Source organism: Embleya scabrispora DSM 41855 (assembly GCF_000372745.1).
In the GTDB taxonomy this organism is placed as follows: domain Bacteria; phylum Actinomycetota; class Actinomycetes; order Streptomycetales; family Streptomycetaceae; genus Embleya; species Embleya scabrispora.
Window position 1 is genome coordinate 13,726 of sequence record NZ_KB889696.1, and the last position, 16,733, is coordinate 30,458.

Below are 16,733 nucleotides of genomic sequence, written 5' to 3' on the forward strand. Positions count from 1 at the left end.
CCCGTCGTCGCCTGCCTTCATGTTCTGCACTCCGTGCGGCCGCCTGGGGGGTGGCCGGACCGACGACCGCCGGAGGTGACGCACGTGTCCGTGCCCGAGCTCAACCAGGTCCTGCTCCTGGGTGCCATCGTCATGTTGTCCGCCGTCATAGCGGTGCGCCTGGCGACCAGAACCGGACTGCCGAGTCTGCTGCTCTACCTCGGCCTCGGGATTTTGATCGGGGCCGACGGCCTCGGCATAGGTTTCGACAACGCCGAACTGACCCAAACGCTCGGCTACGCCGCGCTGATAGTAATCCTCGCCGAGGGCGGGATAGCGACCAGTTGGAAGGAGATCAGGCCGTCGGTGCCGGCGGCCGCGGTGTTGTCCACCGTAGGGGTCGGGGTGAGCGTCGCGGTCACCGCGTTCGCCACCCGGATCGTGCTGGACGTCGACTGGTCGACCGCGATCCTGATGGGCGCGATCGTCTCCTCCACGGACGCCGCCGCGGTGTTCTCGGTTCTGCGCAAGCTGCCGCTGCCGCATCGGCTGACCGGTCTGCTGGAGGCCGAGTCCGGGTTCAACGACGCCCCGGTGGTGATCCTGGTCGTCACATTCGCCCACGTGGGTCATGTCGAGCCGTGGTACCGGATCCTCGGCGAGATCGGCATGGAGCTGACCATCGGCGTGGCCGTCGGCCTCGCGGTGGGCCGGCTCGGCGCGCTCGGCCTGCGCCACGTCGCGCTGCCGGCGTCCGGGCTGTACCCGATCGCGGTGATGGCGCTGTGCGTGCTCGCCTACTCCGGCGGCGCGATGGCCCACGGCAGCGGGTTCCTCGCGGTCTACCTGACCGCGCTCGTGCTGGGCAACTCGCAGCTGCCGCACGGTCCGGCCACCCGCGGCTTCGCCGAGGGGCTCGGCTGGATCGCGCAGATCGGGCTGTTCGTCCTGCTGGGACTGCTGGTCACCCCGCACGAGTTGGCCGGCGCGGTGGTCCCGGCGCTGGTGATCGGCACCATCCTGCTGCTGGTCGCCCGGCCGCTGTCGGTGGTGGTGACCACGACGCCGTTCCGCATACCGTGGCGCGAGCAGTTGATCCTGTCCTGGGCGGGGCTGCGCGGGGCGGTGCCGATCGTGCTCGCCACCATCCCGATCGTGAAGGACGTCCCGGACGCCCAGCGGCTGTTCAACATCACCTTCGTGCTGGTCGTGGTCTTCACCCTGGTGCAGGGGCCGACGCTGCCGTGGATAGCGCGCAAGGCCGGCTTCGCGGGTGAGCACGAGCCCACCGACCTGGGCGTGGAGTCCGCACCCCTGGAAAAGCTCCAGGGGCACCTGCTGTCGGTCAGCGTGCCGCCGGGCTCGCGCATGCACGGCGTCGAGGTCGGCGAGTTGCGGCTGCCGCGCGGGGCCGCGGTCACCCTGATCGTGCGCGACGACGAAAGCTTCGTGCCCGAGCAGAGCACGGCGCTGCGCCACGGCGACGACCTGCTCGTGGTGGCCACCGACACGGTGCGCGACGAGGCCGAGGATCGGCTGCGTGCGGTCAGCCGGGGCGGCAAGCTCGCGGGCTGGTTCGGGGTCAAAGGCGACACCTGAGGTACGATCGTATGGTTGATTGCCATCGGGGCGCCTTCGGGCGCCTCGATCGCCGATCCCCTCCACACACCGACTCTGCCTGACGCAGGGCTGGCGTCGTGACCGCACGGCGGCCGAAGCACGGCTTCGGTATCTACCCCGGTGGACGCTTTCGAGGACAGCTCTCGGCGCACCGGGGTTTCCCATGTGCGTCACCAGGTGGCAGGAAGCGATATCCGCGATGCCCACGCATCGAAACGCCGCACCCGTTCGCGGGGAGCGGTGCACATGATCTCCACGTACTCCTCACTGCTGCGGACCCCCTCCGCATGGCGGTTCCTGGCGCCCGCGCTCGTCGCGCGGCTGCCCTACGCGATGCTCGGCCTGGGCATCGTGCTGTTGGTCAAGCACACGACCGGTTCGTACGGCACGGCCGGCGCGGTCTCCGCCGCCGCCGCCGTCGCGCTCGCCTTCGTCGGCCCGCAGACCGGTCGGCTCGCCGACCGCTTCGGCCAGGCGGCGGTGGTGGTTCCCGGAGCGCTGCTGCACGGCGCGGCGGTGTCCGCGCTGATCGTCGCCGCGCTCGCCGAAGCGCCGTTGTGGCTGCTGTTCACCACCGCGGTGCTCTCCGGCGCGACGGTGCCGCAGATCGGCTCCATGGTGCGGGCCCGTTGGGCCGCGCACCTGGAGCGTTCGCCGCTGCTGCCGACCGCGTTCGCGTTCGAGTCGGTGACCGACGAGTTCACCTTCGTGGTGGGCCCGGTGGTGGCCACCTTCCTGGCCACCGGGGTGCACCCGGCCGCAGGTCTGATCGTCGAGGCCGCGCTGACCGTGATCGGCTCGATGTTGTTCGCGCTGCAACGCGGCACCGCGCCGCGGCGGGTGGTCCGGGCGGTCGGCGACGCACCGCGTGCGTCCGCGCTGCGGATCGGCGGCGTACGGCTGCTGGTGGTGGCCTTCGTGTGCATCGGCGGCGTCTTCGGAACCGTGCAGGTCTCGGTCACCGCGTTCGCCGAGGAGGTCGGCAGGCCCGGCCTGGCGGGCGCGCTGTACGCGGTCTTCGCGGGCGGCAGCCTGATCGCCGGCGCGGTCTACGGCGCGATCGCCTGGCGGCGGCCGGCACACCGTCGCATGCTCGTGATGTTCGCGCTGCTGGCACTGGGCACCGCACCGCTGTGGGCCATCCCCGGCGTGGGAATCATGGTGCCCGTCGCGTTGCTGTGCGGACTGGCGATCGCACCGACGCTGATCACCGGGTTCACCCTGGTCGACACGCTGGTCCCGGCCGAGGCCAAGACCGAGGCGTTCACATGGCTGACCGGCGCGATCGGCCTGGGCCTCGCACTGGGTTCGACGTTCTCCGGGATGCTGACCGACGCGCGCGGTTCGGGCGCCGGATTCGCGCTCACCCTGGCGGCGGCCGGCATCGGATTCCTGGTGGTGCTCAGCGGGCAGCGGCTGCTGCGACCGAGCGTGGATATGACACCCATTACACCGTCGACCACGACCGTGGTGGACGGATCTCCGGTGAATGCTGCACCATTGGCACTCGACAGGTGAGAGTGCCAGTACCCAGCTGACCTGTCTGTCGAAGGAGGACCAGACCGTGCCGACGTACCAGTACCAGTGCACCGCCTGTGGCGAGGGCCTTGAGGCCGTCCAGAAGTTCACGGACGACGCGCTGACCGAGTGCCCCGCCTGCCAGGGCAGGCTGCGCAAGGTCTTCTCGGCGGTGGGCGTCGTGTTCAAGGGCTCCGGCTTCTACCGCACCGACAGCCGAGGCTCGAGCACGTCCTCGACGCCGGCGACCGCGTCGAGCGGCGCTTCCTCGTCGTCCTCGGACAGCTCCTCGTCCTCGGACTCGTCGTCGGCTTCGTCGTCCTCGGGGTCCTCGTCCGGCTCGTCCTCGTCCTCGTCCTCGTCCTCGTCGTCGTCCGGCTCGTCCGGTACGACCTCGACGGCGGCCTGACCCGATGACGACCGGCGTGCTGCCGGCGGGAGTGGCTCCGGCCGAAATCGGCGTGATCGGCGGCTCCGGGTTCTACGCGTTCCTGGACGACGTGGTCGAGGTACAGGTGGACACGCCGTACGGCGCGCCCAGTGACGCCGTGTACCTGGGCGAGGTGGCCGGCCGTCGAGTCGCGTTCCTGCCCCGGCACGGCCGCGACCACTCGATCCCGCCGCACCGGATCAACTACCGCGCCAACCTGTGGGCCCTGCGCGCCGTCGGGGTGACGCAGGTGCTCGCGCCGTGCGCCACCGGCGGCCTGCGCGCCGAACTCGGTCCGGGCACGCTCGTGGTCCCCGACCAGTTGATCGACCGCACCTCGGGCCGGACCCAGACGTTCTTCGACGGGCTGCCGCTCGCCGACGGGACCATTCCGCCGGTCGTGCACACCACGTTCGCCGACCCGTACTGCGCGGACGGTCGCGCGGTGGTCGCCGCCCGGGCACGCGCGTCGGGCTGGGAGCCGGTGGACGGCGGCACGCTCGTGGTGATCGAGGGTCCACGCTTCTCCACCCGCGCCGAGTCCAAGTGGTACGCCGCCCAGGGCTGGTCGATCATCGGCATGACCGGCCACCCCGAGGCCGTACTCGCCCGCGAACTCGGGCTCTGCTGCACGGCCATCGCGCTGGTCACCGACCTGGACGCGGGCGTCGAGGCGGGCGAGGGGGTCACCCACGCCGAGGTGATGGAGGTCTTCGCGGCCAACGTCGACCGGCTGCGGACCCTGCTGTTCGACGTGGTCGCGGCACTGCCGAAGACGCGTTCGTGTGCGTGCGGCACGGCGGAGGTCGAGCGACCGGCGTAGCGCCGTTCGAGGCGGGTCGGGTCGATCGGGTGTCGACTCTGTCGGTTGTCCCCGCGTTCGTTGTCCCCGCGTTCGCTCGTCCCTGTGTTCGTTCGTTGAGAAGGCCGCTTCCCGGGCTCGGGAGGCGGCCTTTGTGGTGGGTGGGCCCTTTCGGTGGGCGGGCTTCGGGGTGGTGGGCGCGCGGGGTGGTGGGCGCTCGTGGGGGCGCGGTGTTCGGTGGGCGGGGTTGGTGTCACTCACACGGGTGAACCACTGATCCCCAGGGGCGGAGTTGTGCACAGGCGTCAAGGCACCTCGGCCGGGTCGGAGCACCGCGCGGCACGGTGAGCACGCGGCACGGCCCTCGTTTCCTGCCCCGGTTCCGGCGCGGGTCGGGCCGCAACTCGCCCGCTGCCCGCGCTGGAGGTGTGATGTCCGCTTCGGGATCGTTCGGAGCCTCGCCCGGTCCGTCGTTCGGCCCGCCGTTCCGGTCGTCGCCGACCCCGCTCGCCCGACCGCCGTGGCGGCGCGTCCTGGCCCGCCATCGACGCGGCCTGGCCGCGCTGTCGGCCGCCGTCGCGGTGATCGCGGTGATCGTGGCGGTCCGCCCGGCGCCCGAGCCGACCGGACCGACCCTGGTGGCCGCGCGTGATCTGGCCGCGGGCAGTACCCCCGGGCCCGCCGATCTGACCCTGGTCGCGATGCCGACCGCCCTGCAACCGGCCGGAGTCCTGCGCACGGTCGGGCAGGCCGCCGGAGTCGCGCTGACCGGTCCGCTGCGCCGCGGCGAGCCGGTGACCGACGTCCGGGTGGCCCGCCCCGGCGGCCCGCGCGACACGGGCACGGTCGCCCTGCCCGCGCGCTTCGCGGACGCCGACGCGGTGGCCGTACTGCGCCCCGGCGACCGAATCGACGTGCTGGCCGCGCCCGCGACCGACCACCCCGGTCCGGCACGGCTGATCGTCCCCGCCGCGATCGTGGTGGCCCGACCGACCGCGACCGGCTCCTCGACCGGGGCCCTGCTGATCCTCGAAGTGCCCCGCGCGGTCGCCGCCGAACTCGCGGGCGTGGCAACCGGTCCGGTACTGACCTATACCATCCACAGGTTCGTGGGCGGCCCTGTTGCCAGGGATCGCGAATGACACCAGACTCGTGCGGGTTTTCCGGCTTCATCGGGTGTTCCGCGAACATCACCGTCTTCGATGTCGATCATCGACCCGGTCGATCACCGACCCGATCGCCCCGACGAGGCTTCGAGCGATCAAGATCGATGGGAATCAATCAGTGGGCGGCTTCAAGAAGTTCCTCATGCGCGGAAACGTCGTGGACCTGGCCGTGGCCGTGGTCATCGGCGCCGCGTTCACCGCGGTCGTGAACGCGTTCGTGAAGGGGATGATCAACCCGGTGGTGGGTGCCCTCGGCACCAAGAACCTGGACGGGTACACGTCCTGCATCAAGGGCCCGTGCGGCGTCGACGCGAAGGGCGAGACGACCGGCGTGCAACTGCTGTGGGGCTCGGTCCTCGGCGCGGGACTGACCTTCCTGACCACCGCCGCGGTCGTGTACTTCCTGCTCGTGCTGCCGCTGAACCACATGCTGGAAAAGCGCAAGCGGGCCCTCGGTCACGCCGGTGAGAAGGAGCTCAGCGACACCGAACTCCTCGTCGAGATCCGCGACCTGCTCGCCCAGCGCCTCAACCCGGAGGCGAACTCCGGCCACGGCGACCCCGGATCGGGCTCGTCGCGCTCGGACACCTGACCGATCCGCGCCTCACCCGACAAGCAGCCGGCCACCCGGCGGCACCGGATCCGGACAAGACCAAGACCCGGGGATCCGTTCGCCGGAGGCAACCCCGGCACCCCGGCACCCAGACACGAACGAGACGGCGGGTCCACACCTTCCTTCGAGGTGTGGACCCGCCGTCTCGTCTCGTGCGGGTGCCGGTGTGCTCGTTCCGGACTCAGAGGTGATGCGGCGGCTTGTCGTCCAGGAACCGGCGAAGGTCCGCCGGGTCCGCGGTCGTGCGTTCGTCGCCCCAGCCCGCGTCGGTCTCGTCCGAACTCGCCTCCGGGAGCAGGTCGTCCCAGCCGAACGGATCACGCCGCTTCGGTTCGCCCGGTCCACTCGTCGCACGCACATCCGCCTCGGCCATCGCATCAGTGTGCCGGCGCTTCGGCGGCATCCCGGTCACGCGGCTTCGAGCCCCTGGGCGGTGGCCAGCTCGCGCAGCTCGACCAAGGCCTGCTTCTCGATCTGGCGGATCCGCTCACGGGTGAGTCCGAGCTGCTTGCCGACCTCGGTCAGCGTGTGCTCCTTGCCGTCCGCCATGCCGTAGCGCGCCCGCAGGATCGTGGCCGTGCGGCCGTCCAACCGGCCCACCAGGTCCGCTATCTGCTCGCGTCGCAGCGTCGCCAGGGTGATGTCCTCCGGCGTCAACGGGTCGGTCTCCTGGACCAGTTCGCCCAACTCGGTCTCGCCGTCGTCACCCACGGGGGTGTCCAGGCTGATCGGGTCGCGCGCCCAACCGATCACGTCCACGACGCGCTCCGGCGTGGACCCCACCACCTCGGCGATCTCGGTCATCTCGGGATCGCGCCCGTGGTCGCGGGCGAACTCGCGCTGCACCCGGCGAATCTTGCTCAGCTCTTCGACCAGGTGCACGGGCAGCCGCACGGTGCGCGCCTGATCCGCCATCGCCCGGGTGATCGCCTGCCGAATCCACCACGTCGCGTAGGTGGAGAACTTGAAGCCCTTCGCGTAGTCGAACTTCTCGACCGCGCGGACCAGGCCCACGTTGCCCTCCTGAACCAGGTCCAGGAACGGCATCCCGCTCCGCGGGTAGCGCCGTGCGACGGACACCACCAGACGCAGGTTGGCCTGGATGAACAGTTCCTTGGCCGCGGCACCGCGCGCGATCAGCCGGTCCAGCTCGGCCCGATCGATACCCTCGGGCACCGCGTCCTCGTCGATCAGCTTTTCGGCGTACAGCCCGGCTTCGATGTCCTTGGACATCTCGACCTCGCGCTCCGCGTCGAGCAGCTTCGTGCGGCTGATCTCGTCCAGGTACACACCGACCGTGTCGCGCTCGACGTCGGCAGCCTTCCGCGTGCGGGAAGCCGCCACTCGCTCGGCGCCCTGTCGGGCCACACCACGTGTAGTCGGCATGCTCTAGCCCTCGCTTTCATTCGCGTTCGTCAACATTTCGAACGAACGAGAAGCCCGTGATATTCCGTCCGGAGATGTACTGTTGAAAGGTTGGCCGATAGCGACCCTTGAAAGCGCCTGCCCGGCGTCGGCCCCCGTATGCACACCCGATGTGCCTACGATCGACTCAACGGTCGACAAGGCCCGGATGTTCCGATGTCCCGGGTCCGGCACGCCCCGCGCATCCCGGGGCCGGCCCCACAGGCCGGCATCGGATCGGGCGGCGGGAATCGGATCGCCGGCCTCGATCGAGCGCCGGGGCCGATGCGTGCCCGGCGCCGACCGACCGCTTTCGGCCGGCCGTCAGTGCGCGTCAGGCGCGGGCTCACCGTGTCCACCGCCCCGCCCGAGCTGATTCCGCTCCCCTCCCGAAGCGGATCTACCGGTGTTCCCCTCCCGGCAGCACGACCGTCATGAACGACTCGCCCGGCCGGAACCCGAGCCGCTCGTACACCGCCCGGGCCGGATTGCCCTCGGTGACCGCCAGCCCGATCGAGGGCAGCCCGTCGAGCAGCGCCAGACCGAGCGTGTGCCGCAACAACCGACCGCCGAGGCCCGCGTACTTGGCATCCGGGTCGCGAAAGACCTCGGTGATCCACGGGCCGAGCAGTTCGGCGTCGTTGACCAGCACCGCGCCGACCACCCGCCCCTCGTCGAGCGCCACCGTGCTGAACCCGAGCAGCGGCCCGAGTGTGCGGCCGTCGTACAGGCCCTCCAGGTTCGCCGGACTCACATCGTCGCCCCCGTCCGGGTGCTCGGGCGGATACGCGGCGAGCCAGGTGTCGTACAACCGCGAGGACGCCACGGACGCCGCCGCGCGCACCTCGATCCCGGGCTCCGCCCAGGTGACGTCACCCAGATCCGGGCCCAGATCCCGGGTGTACTGATGCATATGGCGCAGCAGCCGCCCGCCCGCGGCGAGCAGCACCGCGCCGGTGTCCTCGCGGGCGGACACCACCCACCCGGGCAGCGCGGTCAGGATGGCGGGTACGGCGTGCTCGGCCGGAAGCCGGTGCAGGCGCAGGTCCAGCGCGGCCGGGCGGCCCGAGCGGTTGCCCAGCCGGTAGTCGGCAACCAGTGCCCCGTCCCGGTCGAACACGGTCCCGCGGGTACGAACACTTTCATCTGTGGTCATGAGATTCATTCTTCGATGGCCGAGCAAGTGGTTATCTCCTCTCAGCGGCCTCGATCCCACCCCCGGGCGGGGCCGGCGGCGGCCGTCGCGGGCGTCTCGACACAGGCCACGCCCATCCGCCCAGCATCGCCCGACCCACCGGCCACCGCACGTCCGGGCGCACCAGAACATGCGCGGAGAGTGATCGCCCCCGAAACTGGCATACATGGACAAAATCTCGCTCCGGACGGCCACCAGGGAGCAACTCGCCTCGGCCCGCGGCACCTCGTCCGGCCGCAGCTCGGTCACCATGCTCGGCGGCTCACGCCGGCACCTGAGCCAGACCCTGATCGCCCTGACCGCCGGCAACTCGCTGGCCGAACACGAGACCCCCGGCGAAGCCTCACTGATCGTCCTGACCGGCCGCGTCCGCCTGACCGCCGAAGACGAATCGGTCGAGGGCACCTCCGGCGACCTGCTGGCCATCCCCTCGGAGCCGCACTCCCTGGAGGCCCTCGAAGACTCCGCCGTCATCCTCACCGTCAGCAAACCCTGACCCACCCGCAAAGCCGCCGGCCACCCCCGCAACCGTTCCGCTACCCTGTCCTGCGGGACCACACGGCCCCGAAGCCTCCATAGCTCAGGGGATAGAGCACCGCTCTCCTAAAGCGGGTGTCGCAGGTTCAAATCCTGCTGGGGGCACCTGGCCCGACCAGGCAAGGAAACCCCGGCTTCGGCCGGGGTTTCGTCGTTTCGGGAGTGGCTTCGGGGGGCCTCAGGTCGGGGGGCCTCAGGTCGTGGGGCCCACCTCGGCGGTGCTTGCCCGGTCGTACAGGGCGGCGATGTCGGGGCCGAAGTAGCTGCTGTAGGAGGTGAGGTCGTCGCCGCCCTCCTCGTAGCCGCCGATCACGCCGATCACCGTGCCGCGGCCGTTCGCGGGGTCGATCTCGGTGAGCATCGGGCCGCCGCTGGTGCCGGCGGGGAAGCCCGCGCAGTCGAAGCGCAGTTGGGTGTCGGAGTATGCCTCGGTGGTGTTCTGGCAGCCGATCGGCTCGTCCTCGTCGTCCGGGTAACCGACCATCCGCGCCGGGCGCGAAGGCTCGAAGTCGAAGGCGAGCTGTTCGGCGCCGGTGACGATCTCGATCCGCTCGTCCGTGCCCGGGCGGCGGACCTGGAGGAACGCGACGTCGTAGGCCGGGTCCCGGTCGGTGATCCAGCGCGGGTCCACGTCGATCCGGGACGGGACCCACACCCCGTACGGCATCACGCCGTCGTGGTAGCCGGGCGCGAACGCCATGTCGGTCGCGAAGGCGTCGCCGTACACGCAGTGCGCGGCGGTGACCACCAGGTTCCGGTTCGGCGACTGCACCACGGTCGCGGTGCAGAAGTGTTCCGGATCGTCCCCGTCCCCCGCACGCACCAGTGCGCCGATCGCGGGGGTCGCCGCGATCGTGCTCGCGTGCAGCGGGTCGGACACCGGCAGGTCCTCGACCTCGGTCGAGGACTCCGTGGGCGCGGGCAGAGCGGGCACTTCGGGCGGAGGGACGGGTGCCGCGCCCAGCAGACTCGCCGCGATCCGGTCGCCCTCGGCCGGGTCCGGGAGGTGGTAGCCGCGAGAGGCGTCGCCGGTGCCACTCGATCTCGGATGGCCGGAGATTCGCCCGGTCGAGGCCAGTGCGACCACCACCAGGACCGCGACCAGGCAAAAGGCCGCACCGATCGTCATCCGACGCCTACTCGGACTCGCCTCGGCATCCGCAGTTCGTCGCGACACTCGACCACCATTCTCAGCGGGCTACGACCTCGGACACTGGACGCTACCGGCTGGACGGATACCCCGGTGGGGAGGAACCAGACCGATACCCGCATGGTCACCGGGTCGTGACGAAGTGTTCCTCCGACCGTCGCCCCAACGGGTGGGAGGTGGGCGACGGTCGCAGGAATCCCCCGCTCTTCTTCTCGTGCCGGCTCGGCGCCGTCTCTCCAAACGCGCCCGGCCGACCCTGCGACCGTATCCCGAGGGTCGGCGGCCTCGACACCCCGGTATGGGTGATTTATGACTGCCTTAAGAAACGTCCTTGGCACCGATTCCGTGGCACCGGCCCGTCCGGCCCGCACGAGTGCCGGGCCCACGACGTCGGGCGGGACCGGCCGCCCCACAACGCTCGGGCCGATCGATTGCGCCGCGCCTACCGGGGGATCGACGGCGTATGTGCCGCTTCATCCGTACGGGTCTCGGGGTCCCTCGGATGCGGGCGGCCGGATCATGCCCTCGTGCCCCGGGCTCGGCACTGTCACAATTTGCTTGTTCCACGAGGGGGTTCCGCATCGGCGGCCGGCGAGGGGATCCGCGCGGGTCGAGCGGAGCGAGGGCGGCCGGAGAGGGCGGGGTATCGATGGCGGGTTCCGAGGACTCGTGGTGGACGGTGCGTGCTCGGCTGCGGCTGATCTGGGTGCCGTGCGTGGCGGTCATGCTCGCCACCGTCGCCGCGCTCGCGGTGGGACTGACCCTGGACGGCGACGCGCGCTCGCGCGGCCTGCTCCTGGTGCTCGGCGGCGATCTGTTGCTCGTGGTCGGGTCGACGGTGCTGATCGAGAGCGCGCTGCGGCGCACGGTCGAGAGGCCGCTCGCCCGACTGGCCGATCCGGGCCGGGAGCCGCCGCGGGCCGGGCGCTACGACAGCCGCGAGTTCGAGCGGATCGCCGACACCATGGCGACCCTGCGCGACCGGGCCCGGGCCGGCGAGGACCGGGCGCACCGCGATCGGGAGCGGGTCGCCCGGCTGACCGAACTGCTCGCCGAACGGGATGGGGCCCTGGAGGGCGAGCGCGAGCGGGCCCGCGACCTGGTCCGCGACCTGGCGGAGCTGCGCGCCCGGGTCGACGAACACGCGCGGCGGGCCCGGCTGGCCCAGGCCGACCTGGATCGGTTCGCGTACGCCGCGACGCACGACATGCAGGACCCGCTGCGCCGGATCGTCTCGTTCGGCCGGATGCTCCAGGAGCGCTACGAGGACGTGCTGGATCGGCGCGGCCGGCAGTACATCGACTTCACCATCGACAACGCCCGCCGCCTCCAGATGCTCATCGACGAGATGGTCACCCTCACCGAGGTGGGCCGCTCGCGCGCGGAGAGCGTCGAGGTCGATCTGGGCGAACTGGTCCGGCAGACCTGGCTGGACATGGCGGACCAGGTGGAGGACACCGGCGCCGAACTGGAGCACGGGCGACTGCCGGTGGTCGAGGCCGATCCCGGACTGCTGGCCACGCTGATCCGGCATCTGCTCGGGAACGCGGTGAAGTTCCAGCGCCCGTACGAGCGGCCGCGGGTGCGCGTCGACGCCGAGCCCGCCGCCGACGGGTGGCGGATCACCGTGACCGACAACGGGATCGGCATCCCCGCCGAGGCGGCGGAACGGGTGTTCGCGGCCTTCCAACGCCTGCACCCGCGCGAGACGTACACCGGCAGCGGCATCGGACTCGCGATGGCCAAGCGGATCGTCGAACAGCACGGCGGCCGGATCGCCGTGGACACCGATCACACCGACGGAACCCGGATCGTCTTCACCCTGCCGGGCCGCGTCGACGAACCCGACGAGCCGGGCCCGGGCGCCGAGTTCGACCCGGACGCCGCACCCGCCGGTCATCCGGTGGATCCGGCCGAAGACGCCGGCCCGACCGGGCCCGCCGAACCCGTCGTCGCGGACTCCGCAGTCGTTGAACCCGTTCGCTTCACTGATCCGTCGAACCACGAGCCGCTCGCGTACGTTTCCGTTGCATCGGCGCCGCGTGATCGGCCGGCGCCGGGTACCACGACGGAGGCACCTGATGCGTACGACCGACCCGAACACCGAGACCGGCACCGAACCGACGACCAAAGCGGCACGGACCGGTAGAGCCGAGCCGACCCGGCGGGTCCTGGTCTGCGGCGCCGTCGTGGCCGCCGCCGGTGCGACGCTGGTGGCGTGTGGCAGCGACGACGGCGATTCGAAGGACAAGACCCCCGAGAGCGCCGGCGGCGAGAAGACGCCCGCGAGTGCCGGCGGCGACAAGTCGCCCACGGGCACCGGCGACGGCAAGACGCTCGGTCCGATCGGCGACGTGCCGGTCGGCGGCGGCAAGATCTACGACGACGCCAAGGTCGTGGTCACCCAGCCCACCGCCGGCGACTTCAAGGCGTTCACCGCGGTGTGCACCCACCAGCAGTGCCTGGTCGGCAGTGTCGCCGCCGGCAAGATCAATTGCCCGTGCCACGGCAGCAGCTTCGACGCGAGCACGGGCGCGGTGCTCGGCGGCCCGGCCTCGCGCCCGCTCGCCGCGAAGCAGATCACGGTGGCCAACGGCCAGGTCGTGCTGAAGCCCGCGTAGGCCGGACCGGCACCACGCAGCCCCCTGCTTCGGCCCGCGTAGGCCGGACCCGCACCGCGCGGGTGGTGGATCACCCGCGCGGCTATGGTTTCCGCTCCCGCTTCGTGATTGCGTACCCGAGCCCGTCCCGGGCCAGGACGCGATCCGGAGGACCCTGCGCATGACGAAGACACCGCCGACCCCGCGACCGAGCCTGGATCTGCTCGACGGCGACTGGTACGCGAACGGCCCCTACCCGGACTACGCGTGGTTTCGTGAGCACGAACCCGTCGCCTGGGACGCGGGCAACGAACTGTGGGGCATCTTCCGCCACGCGGACGTCAAGGACGTCGAGGCGCGCAGCGAGCACTTCGTCAACTCCGACCGGAACAAGGGTGGTTACCGCCCGAACCTGCCCGCCGACCCGGCGATCATCGGCCTGGACAACCCACTGCACAACAAGCGGCGCAAGCTGGTCAGCAAGTGGTTCACCCCACGCGGCGTGCGCGAGTGGGAGGAGCACGTGCGCGAGACCTGCGTACGGATCCTGGACGCCGCCGTGGCCAAGGGCACCGTCGAGGTGGTCGGCGACCTCGCGTCCGTGCTGCCCGCGAAGATGATCGGTCGCCTGCTCGGTTTCCCGGACGAGGACTGGCCCAAGCTGCGTGACTGGTCGGAGCGCACCATCGCACTCGGCGGCGGCCCGCGCTATCTGAGCGAGGACGGCCGGGCCGCGGCGGGCGAGTTCATCCGGTCGGCGCTGGGGCTGTACGAGACGAAGAAGGCGTGTCCGGCCGACGACGTGATGTCGGTGTGGACCACGGCCCACATCGACGGCGAGCCGGTGGGACCGGCCGACGTGGCGAGCGACTGCCTGCTGCTGCTCGACGGCGGCGCGGAGACCACCCGCACGGTGATCGCGCGTACCTTCCTGTATCTGCTCGAACACCCGGATCAGTGGGACCTGCTGCGCGCGGGCGCCGACCTCGCGGTGGCGACGGAGGAGTTCATCAGGTACAGCACACCCATCCACAACATGTGCCGGGTCGCCGTCGGGGACCAGCGCGTCGGTGACACGGTGATCCCGGACGGACACCAGGTGGTGCTGATGTACGGCTCCGCCAATCGCGACCCGGCGGTGTTCGCCGAGCCCGAGCGATTCGACGTGACGCGCACACCCAACGACCACATCACCTTCGGCTTCGGCACCCACTTCTGCCTCGGCGCGCCATTGGCCCGGCTGGAGATCCGGGTCTTCTTCGAGGAGCTGCTCGCCCGGGTGCGCGAGCTGCGGCCGGTCCCGGGCAGCGCGGTGGTACAGATGCCGAACGCCTTCGTATACGGAATCCGCGAGGCACATGTGCAACTGATCGGCTGAACCGCCGGCCCGCGGAACCGCTCGACGGCGTTGAACCGGCATTTCCGGGAAAAGGGATGAAGAGGAGTTTTCGCACAGATAATCGTTGGGAGGCGACCATGCCGGGCTTGTTGGACGAAGGCATGCCGGTCGATCACCGGCTCGGACAGGTCTACCGATACGGCGGCGGGTTCATGGGACTCGTGCTGATCACGTTCGGTGTCCTGGGGTTCACGAACAACGTCGGTTTCTTCTCCACCACCGGGCGCCAGGTCGCCGGGATGTCCACCAACGGCGCGCTGAGCCTGATCTCCGTCGTGGTCGGCGCGATCCTGATCGTCGGCGCGATCATCGGCGGCAACACCGCCTCGACCGTGAACATCGTGGTGGGAACGTTGTTCGTGATCAGCGGTTTCGTCAACCTGGGCCTGATGGGCACGCCGGACATCAACTACCTGTCCTTCAAGATGCCGAACGTGATCTTCAGCTTCGTGGTCGGTCTGCTGGTGATGACGTTCGGCCTGTACGGGAGGGTCAGCGGCCATCTGCCGCACGACAACCCGTACTGGCGCCAGCGCCACCCGGACCGGGCGGCCCGCGAGGACGCCTACCGCAGCCGGGCCTCGGTGCTCTCCCGCGACGGGGCATCGGCGGTCGGCAGCGGCCCGTCCCGACACGGCATCGCCGGCAGCCACTAGCTGGGCCCTGTCCGGCGGACGGGCGACCCCAGGCAGGACGCGCATCGGCGCCGGAGGGGCTCGATCGAGCCCCTCCGGCGCCGATGCGCGTCCGACATCCCCTGTCGCCTCAGTGGCCCGCGCCGCCCTCCGCGCCCGGCGGACGCTCCCGGCGCGGCATCAGGAACGCGAGTGCCCACGCCGCGGCCAGCGCGAGCGCACTGGCCGTGAGACCGATCGTGAACGCGTCGTCGAACACCGCGCGCACCGCGTCCGCCCCGTGCGCCGCGCCCACGTTGTCCTCCACGTGGCCAAAGAACAGCGTGCCGAACAGTGCCACCCCCAGCGCGCCCGCGAGCTGCTGGACCGCGTTGAGCACACCCGAGGCCGAGCCGATCTCGTGGTCGTCGACCCCGGCCAACGCGATGCCGAAGAACGGTGCCATCAGCAGTCCGAAGCCGAAGCCGGCGAGCGCCGTGGCCGGCAGCAGGACCCAGGCGTTCACCGGGCCGTCGTGCATCGCGATGGTGATGCCGATGCCCGCCACCCCGAGCAGGCCGACCAGCAGGCCCGCGTGCAGGACCCGGCGGCCGTACTTGGCGGCAAGCACCGCGCCGGCCAGCCCGGCGCCGACGGTCGAGCCGAGCGACCACGGGATCAGCGCGAGCGCCGCGTGCGTCGCCGTCCAGCCCAGGCCGACCTGGAGATAGATGCCGAGCACGAGCATCAGGCCGATCATCGAGCCGAACATCATCAGGCCGACCGCGAGGGCCCCGGTGAAGGCGCGGTTGCGGAACAGGCTGATCTCCACGAGTGCGTCGCGACCCGCGCGGCTGCTGTGCACCTCGTACCAGGCGAACAGCGCGAGCACCGGCAGCGAACCGGCCATGCAGGCGAACGTCCAGCCGGGCCAGCCCTGTTCGCGACCCTGGACCAACGGGTACACGAGCAGCACCATCGCGGCGGTGACCAGGATCATGCCGACGACGTCCAAGCCCGGCCGGCGCGCACCGGCCGCCGCGGCGGTGGGTCGGGGCACCACGGTGGCGCCGGCGAAGAAGGCGAACAGTCCCAGCGGCACGTTCACCAGGAACACCGCGCGCCAGCCCAGGCCGAACACGTCGGCGTCCATCACCACCCCGCCCAGGATCGGACCGAGCACCGCGGCCAGGCCCATCGCCGGACCGAACACCGCGAACGCCGCGCCGACCTCGCGCTCGTCGAACATCTCCCGGATCAGCCCGAGCGCCTGCGGCACCATCATCGCGGCGGCCAGGCCCTGCAGGCCGCGGGCGCCGATCAGCATCTCCGGCGATTGCGCGAGGCCGCACAGCGCCGAGGTGAGGGTGAAGGCGAGCACCCCGCCGAGGAACATCCGACGCCGACCGAGGATGTCGCCCAGCCGGGCGCCGGTGATCAGGAACATCGCGAACGCCAGCGTGTACGCGGCCGAGAACCACTGGAGGTGGGTCGAGGTGCCGCCGAGGGCGTCCCGGATGCCGGGGCCCGCCACGTTGACGATGGTCGCGTCGAGCAGGTCCATGATGTCGGCGCCCATGACCACCGCGAGGCCGATCCACCGGAGTGGGTAGGACGCACGGCGCTCCCCCGGCTCGGCCGCGGTCGTCACCGCCTTGGTGATGTCGGTTTCCATCGTCTCCCCCTGCTGCTCGTCGAACACTGCC

General features: G+C 71.1%; 16 protein-coding genes and 1 tRNA gene. 12 read left to right on the forward strand and 5 right to left on the reverse strand.

The window, feature by feature from the left end; all coding sequences use genetic code 11:
* Window positions 1-75 precede the first annotated feature (75 nt).
* From A3IC_RS0136970 to mscL, 6 genes are all read left to right on the forward strand, one after another.
* Complete coding sequence (locus A3IC_RS0136970; protein ID WP_020555118.1) at window positions 76-1,578, forward strand: potassium/proton antiporter; 1,503 nt, start codon at window positions 76-78, stop codon at window positions 1,576-1,578.
* Between the two features lie 267 nt (window positions 1,579-1,845).
* Entirely contained in the window at window positions 1,846-3,117 is a 1,272-nt protein-coding gene (locus tag A3IC_RS0136975) for an MFS transporter (RefSeq protein ID WP_020555119.1), read from the forward strand.
* Window positions 3,118-3,163: 46 nt separating this feature from the next.
* The gene (locus tag A3IC_RS0136980) at window positions 3,164-3,526 is read left to right on the forward strand and encodes an FmdB family zinc ribbon protein (RefSeq protein ID WP_026219170.1); all 363 of its coding nucleotides are present in this window, start codon (window positions 3,164-3,166) and stop codon (window positions 3,524-3,526) included.
* A gap of 4 nt (window positions 3,527-3,530) precedes the next feature.
* Entirely contained in the window at window positions 3,531-4,370 is an 840-nt protein-coding gene (locus A3IC_RS0136985; RefSeq protein WP_020555121.1) for an S-methyl-5'-thioadenosine phosphorylase, read from the forward strand.
* 410 nt (window positions 4,371-4,780) lie between these two features.
* Complete coding sequence (locus A3IC_RS58680) at window positions 4,781-5,491, forward strand: SAF domain-containing protein (protein ID WP_020555122.1); 711 nt, start codon at window positions 4,781-4,783, stop codon at window positions 5,489-5,491.
* 142 nt (window positions 5,492-5,633) lie between these two features.
* On the forward strand, window positions 5,634-6,107 hold the full coding sequence (mscL, locus tag A3IC_RS0136995; protein WP_020555123.1) for a large conductance mechanosensitive channel protein MscL: 474 nt from the start codon (window positions 5,634-5,636) through the stop codon (window positions 6,105-6,107).
* A gap of 202 nt (window positions 6,108-6,309) precedes the next feature.
* On the opposite strand, the gene A3IC_RS58685 is transcribed toward mscL, so the two are convergent.
* The 3 genes from A3IC_RS58685 to A3IC_RS63130 form a co-directional block, all read right to left on the reverse strand.
* Window positions 6,310-6,501, reverse strand: coding sequence for a hypothetical protein (locus tag A3IC_RS58685; RefSeq protein ID WP_020555124.1), 192 nt, complete (start codon window positions 6,499-6,501; stop codon window positions 6,310-6,312).
* A gap of 35 nt (window positions 6,502-6,536) precedes the next feature.
* Complete coding sequence (locus A3IC_RS0137005) at window positions 6,537-7,514, reverse strand: sigma-70 family RNA polymerase sigma factor (RefSeq protein WP_040877775.1); 978 nt, start codon at window positions 7,512-7,514, stop codon at window positions 6,537-6,539.
* Window positions 7,515-7,932: 418 nt separating this feature from the next.
* Window positions 7,933-8,688: a GNAT family N-acetyltransferase gene (locus tag A3IC_RS63130; RefSeq protein WP_158696234.1), complete on the reverse strand. Its 756-nt coding sequence runs from the start codon at window positions 8,686-8,688 to the stop codon at window positions 7,933-7,935.
* Between the two features lie 205 nt (window positions 8,689-8,893).
* On the opposite strand from A3IC_RS63130, the gene A3IC_RS0137015 reads away from it, so the two are divergent.
* Both A3IC_RS0137015 and A3IC_RS0137020 read left to right on the forward strand, forming a co-directional pair.
* Window positions 8,894-9,223: a cupin domain-containing protein gene (locus tag A3IC_RS0137015; RefSeq protein ID WP_020555127.1), complete on the forward strand. Its 330-nt coding sequence runs from the start codon at window positions 8,894-8,896 to the stop codon at window positions 9,221-9,223.
* 73 nt (window positions 9,224-9,296) lie between these two features.
* A tRNA-Arg gene (locus A3IC_RS0137020) sits at window positions 9,297-9,369 on the forward strand.
* Window positions 9,370-9,457: 88 nt separating this feature from the next.
* On the opposite strand, the gene A3IC_RS0137025 is transcribed toward A3IC_RS0137020, so the two are convergent.
* Window positions 9,458-10,393, reverse strand: a complete 936-nt coding sequence (locus tag A3IC_RS0137025) for a trypsin-like serine peptidase (RefSeq protein WP_020555128.1) — start codon at window positions 10,391-10,393, stop codon at window positions 9,458-9,460.
* Between the two features lie 670 nt (window positions 10,394-11,063).
* Between A3IC_RS0137025 and A3IC_RS58695 the strand changes: the two genes are divergently transcribed.
* The 4 genes from A3IC_RS58695 (at window position 11,064) to A3IC_RS58705 (ending at window position 15,069) form a co-directional block, all read left to right on the forward strand.
* Window positions 11,064-12,563 carry a sensor histidine kinase gene (locus A3IC_RS58695; RefSeq protein WP_020555129.1) on the forward strand — a complete coding sequence of 500 codons (1,500 nt, stop codon included), beginning with the start codon at window positions 11,064-11,066 and terminating at the stop codon, window positions 12,561-12,563.
* Window positions 12,496-13,035 carry a Rieske (2Fe-2S) protein gene (locus A3IC_RS0137035; protein WP_020555130.1) on the forward strand — a complete coding sequence of 180 codons (540 nt, stop codon included), beginning with the start codon at window positions 12,496-12,498 and terminating at the stop codon, window positions 13,033-13,035. Before A3IC_RS58695 ends, A3IC_RS0137035 begins: the two co-directional genes overlap by 68 nt.
* Window positions 13,036-13,195: 160 nt before the next feature.
* Window positions 13,196-14,392 carry a cytochrome P450 gene (locus tag A3IC_RS58700; RefSeq protein ID WP_020555131.1) on the forward strand — a complete coding sequence of 399 codons (1,197 nt, stop codon included), beginning with the start codon at window positions 13,196-13,198 and terminating at the stop codon, window positions 14,390-14,392.
* A gap of 98 nt (window positions 14,393-14,490) precedes the next feature.
* Window positions 14,491-15,069 carry a DUF4383 domain-containing protein gene (locus tag A3IC_RS58705; RefSeq protein ID WP_020555132.1) on the forward strand — a complete coding sequence of 193 codons (579 nt, stop codon included), beginning with the start codon at window positions 14,491-14,493 and terminating at the stop codon, window positions 15,067-15,069.
* Window positions 15,070-15,178: 109 nt separating this feature from the next.
* On the opposite strand, the gene A3IC_RS0137050 is transcribed toward A3IC_RS58705, so the two are convergent.
* Complete coding sequence (locus A3IC_RS0137050; RefSeq protein ID WP_026219172.1) at window positions 15,179-16,702, reverse strand: MFS transporter; 1,524 nt, start codon at window positions 16,700-16,702, stop codon at window positions 15,179-15,181.
* Between the last annotated feature and the right edge of the window lie 31 nt (window positions 16,703-16,733).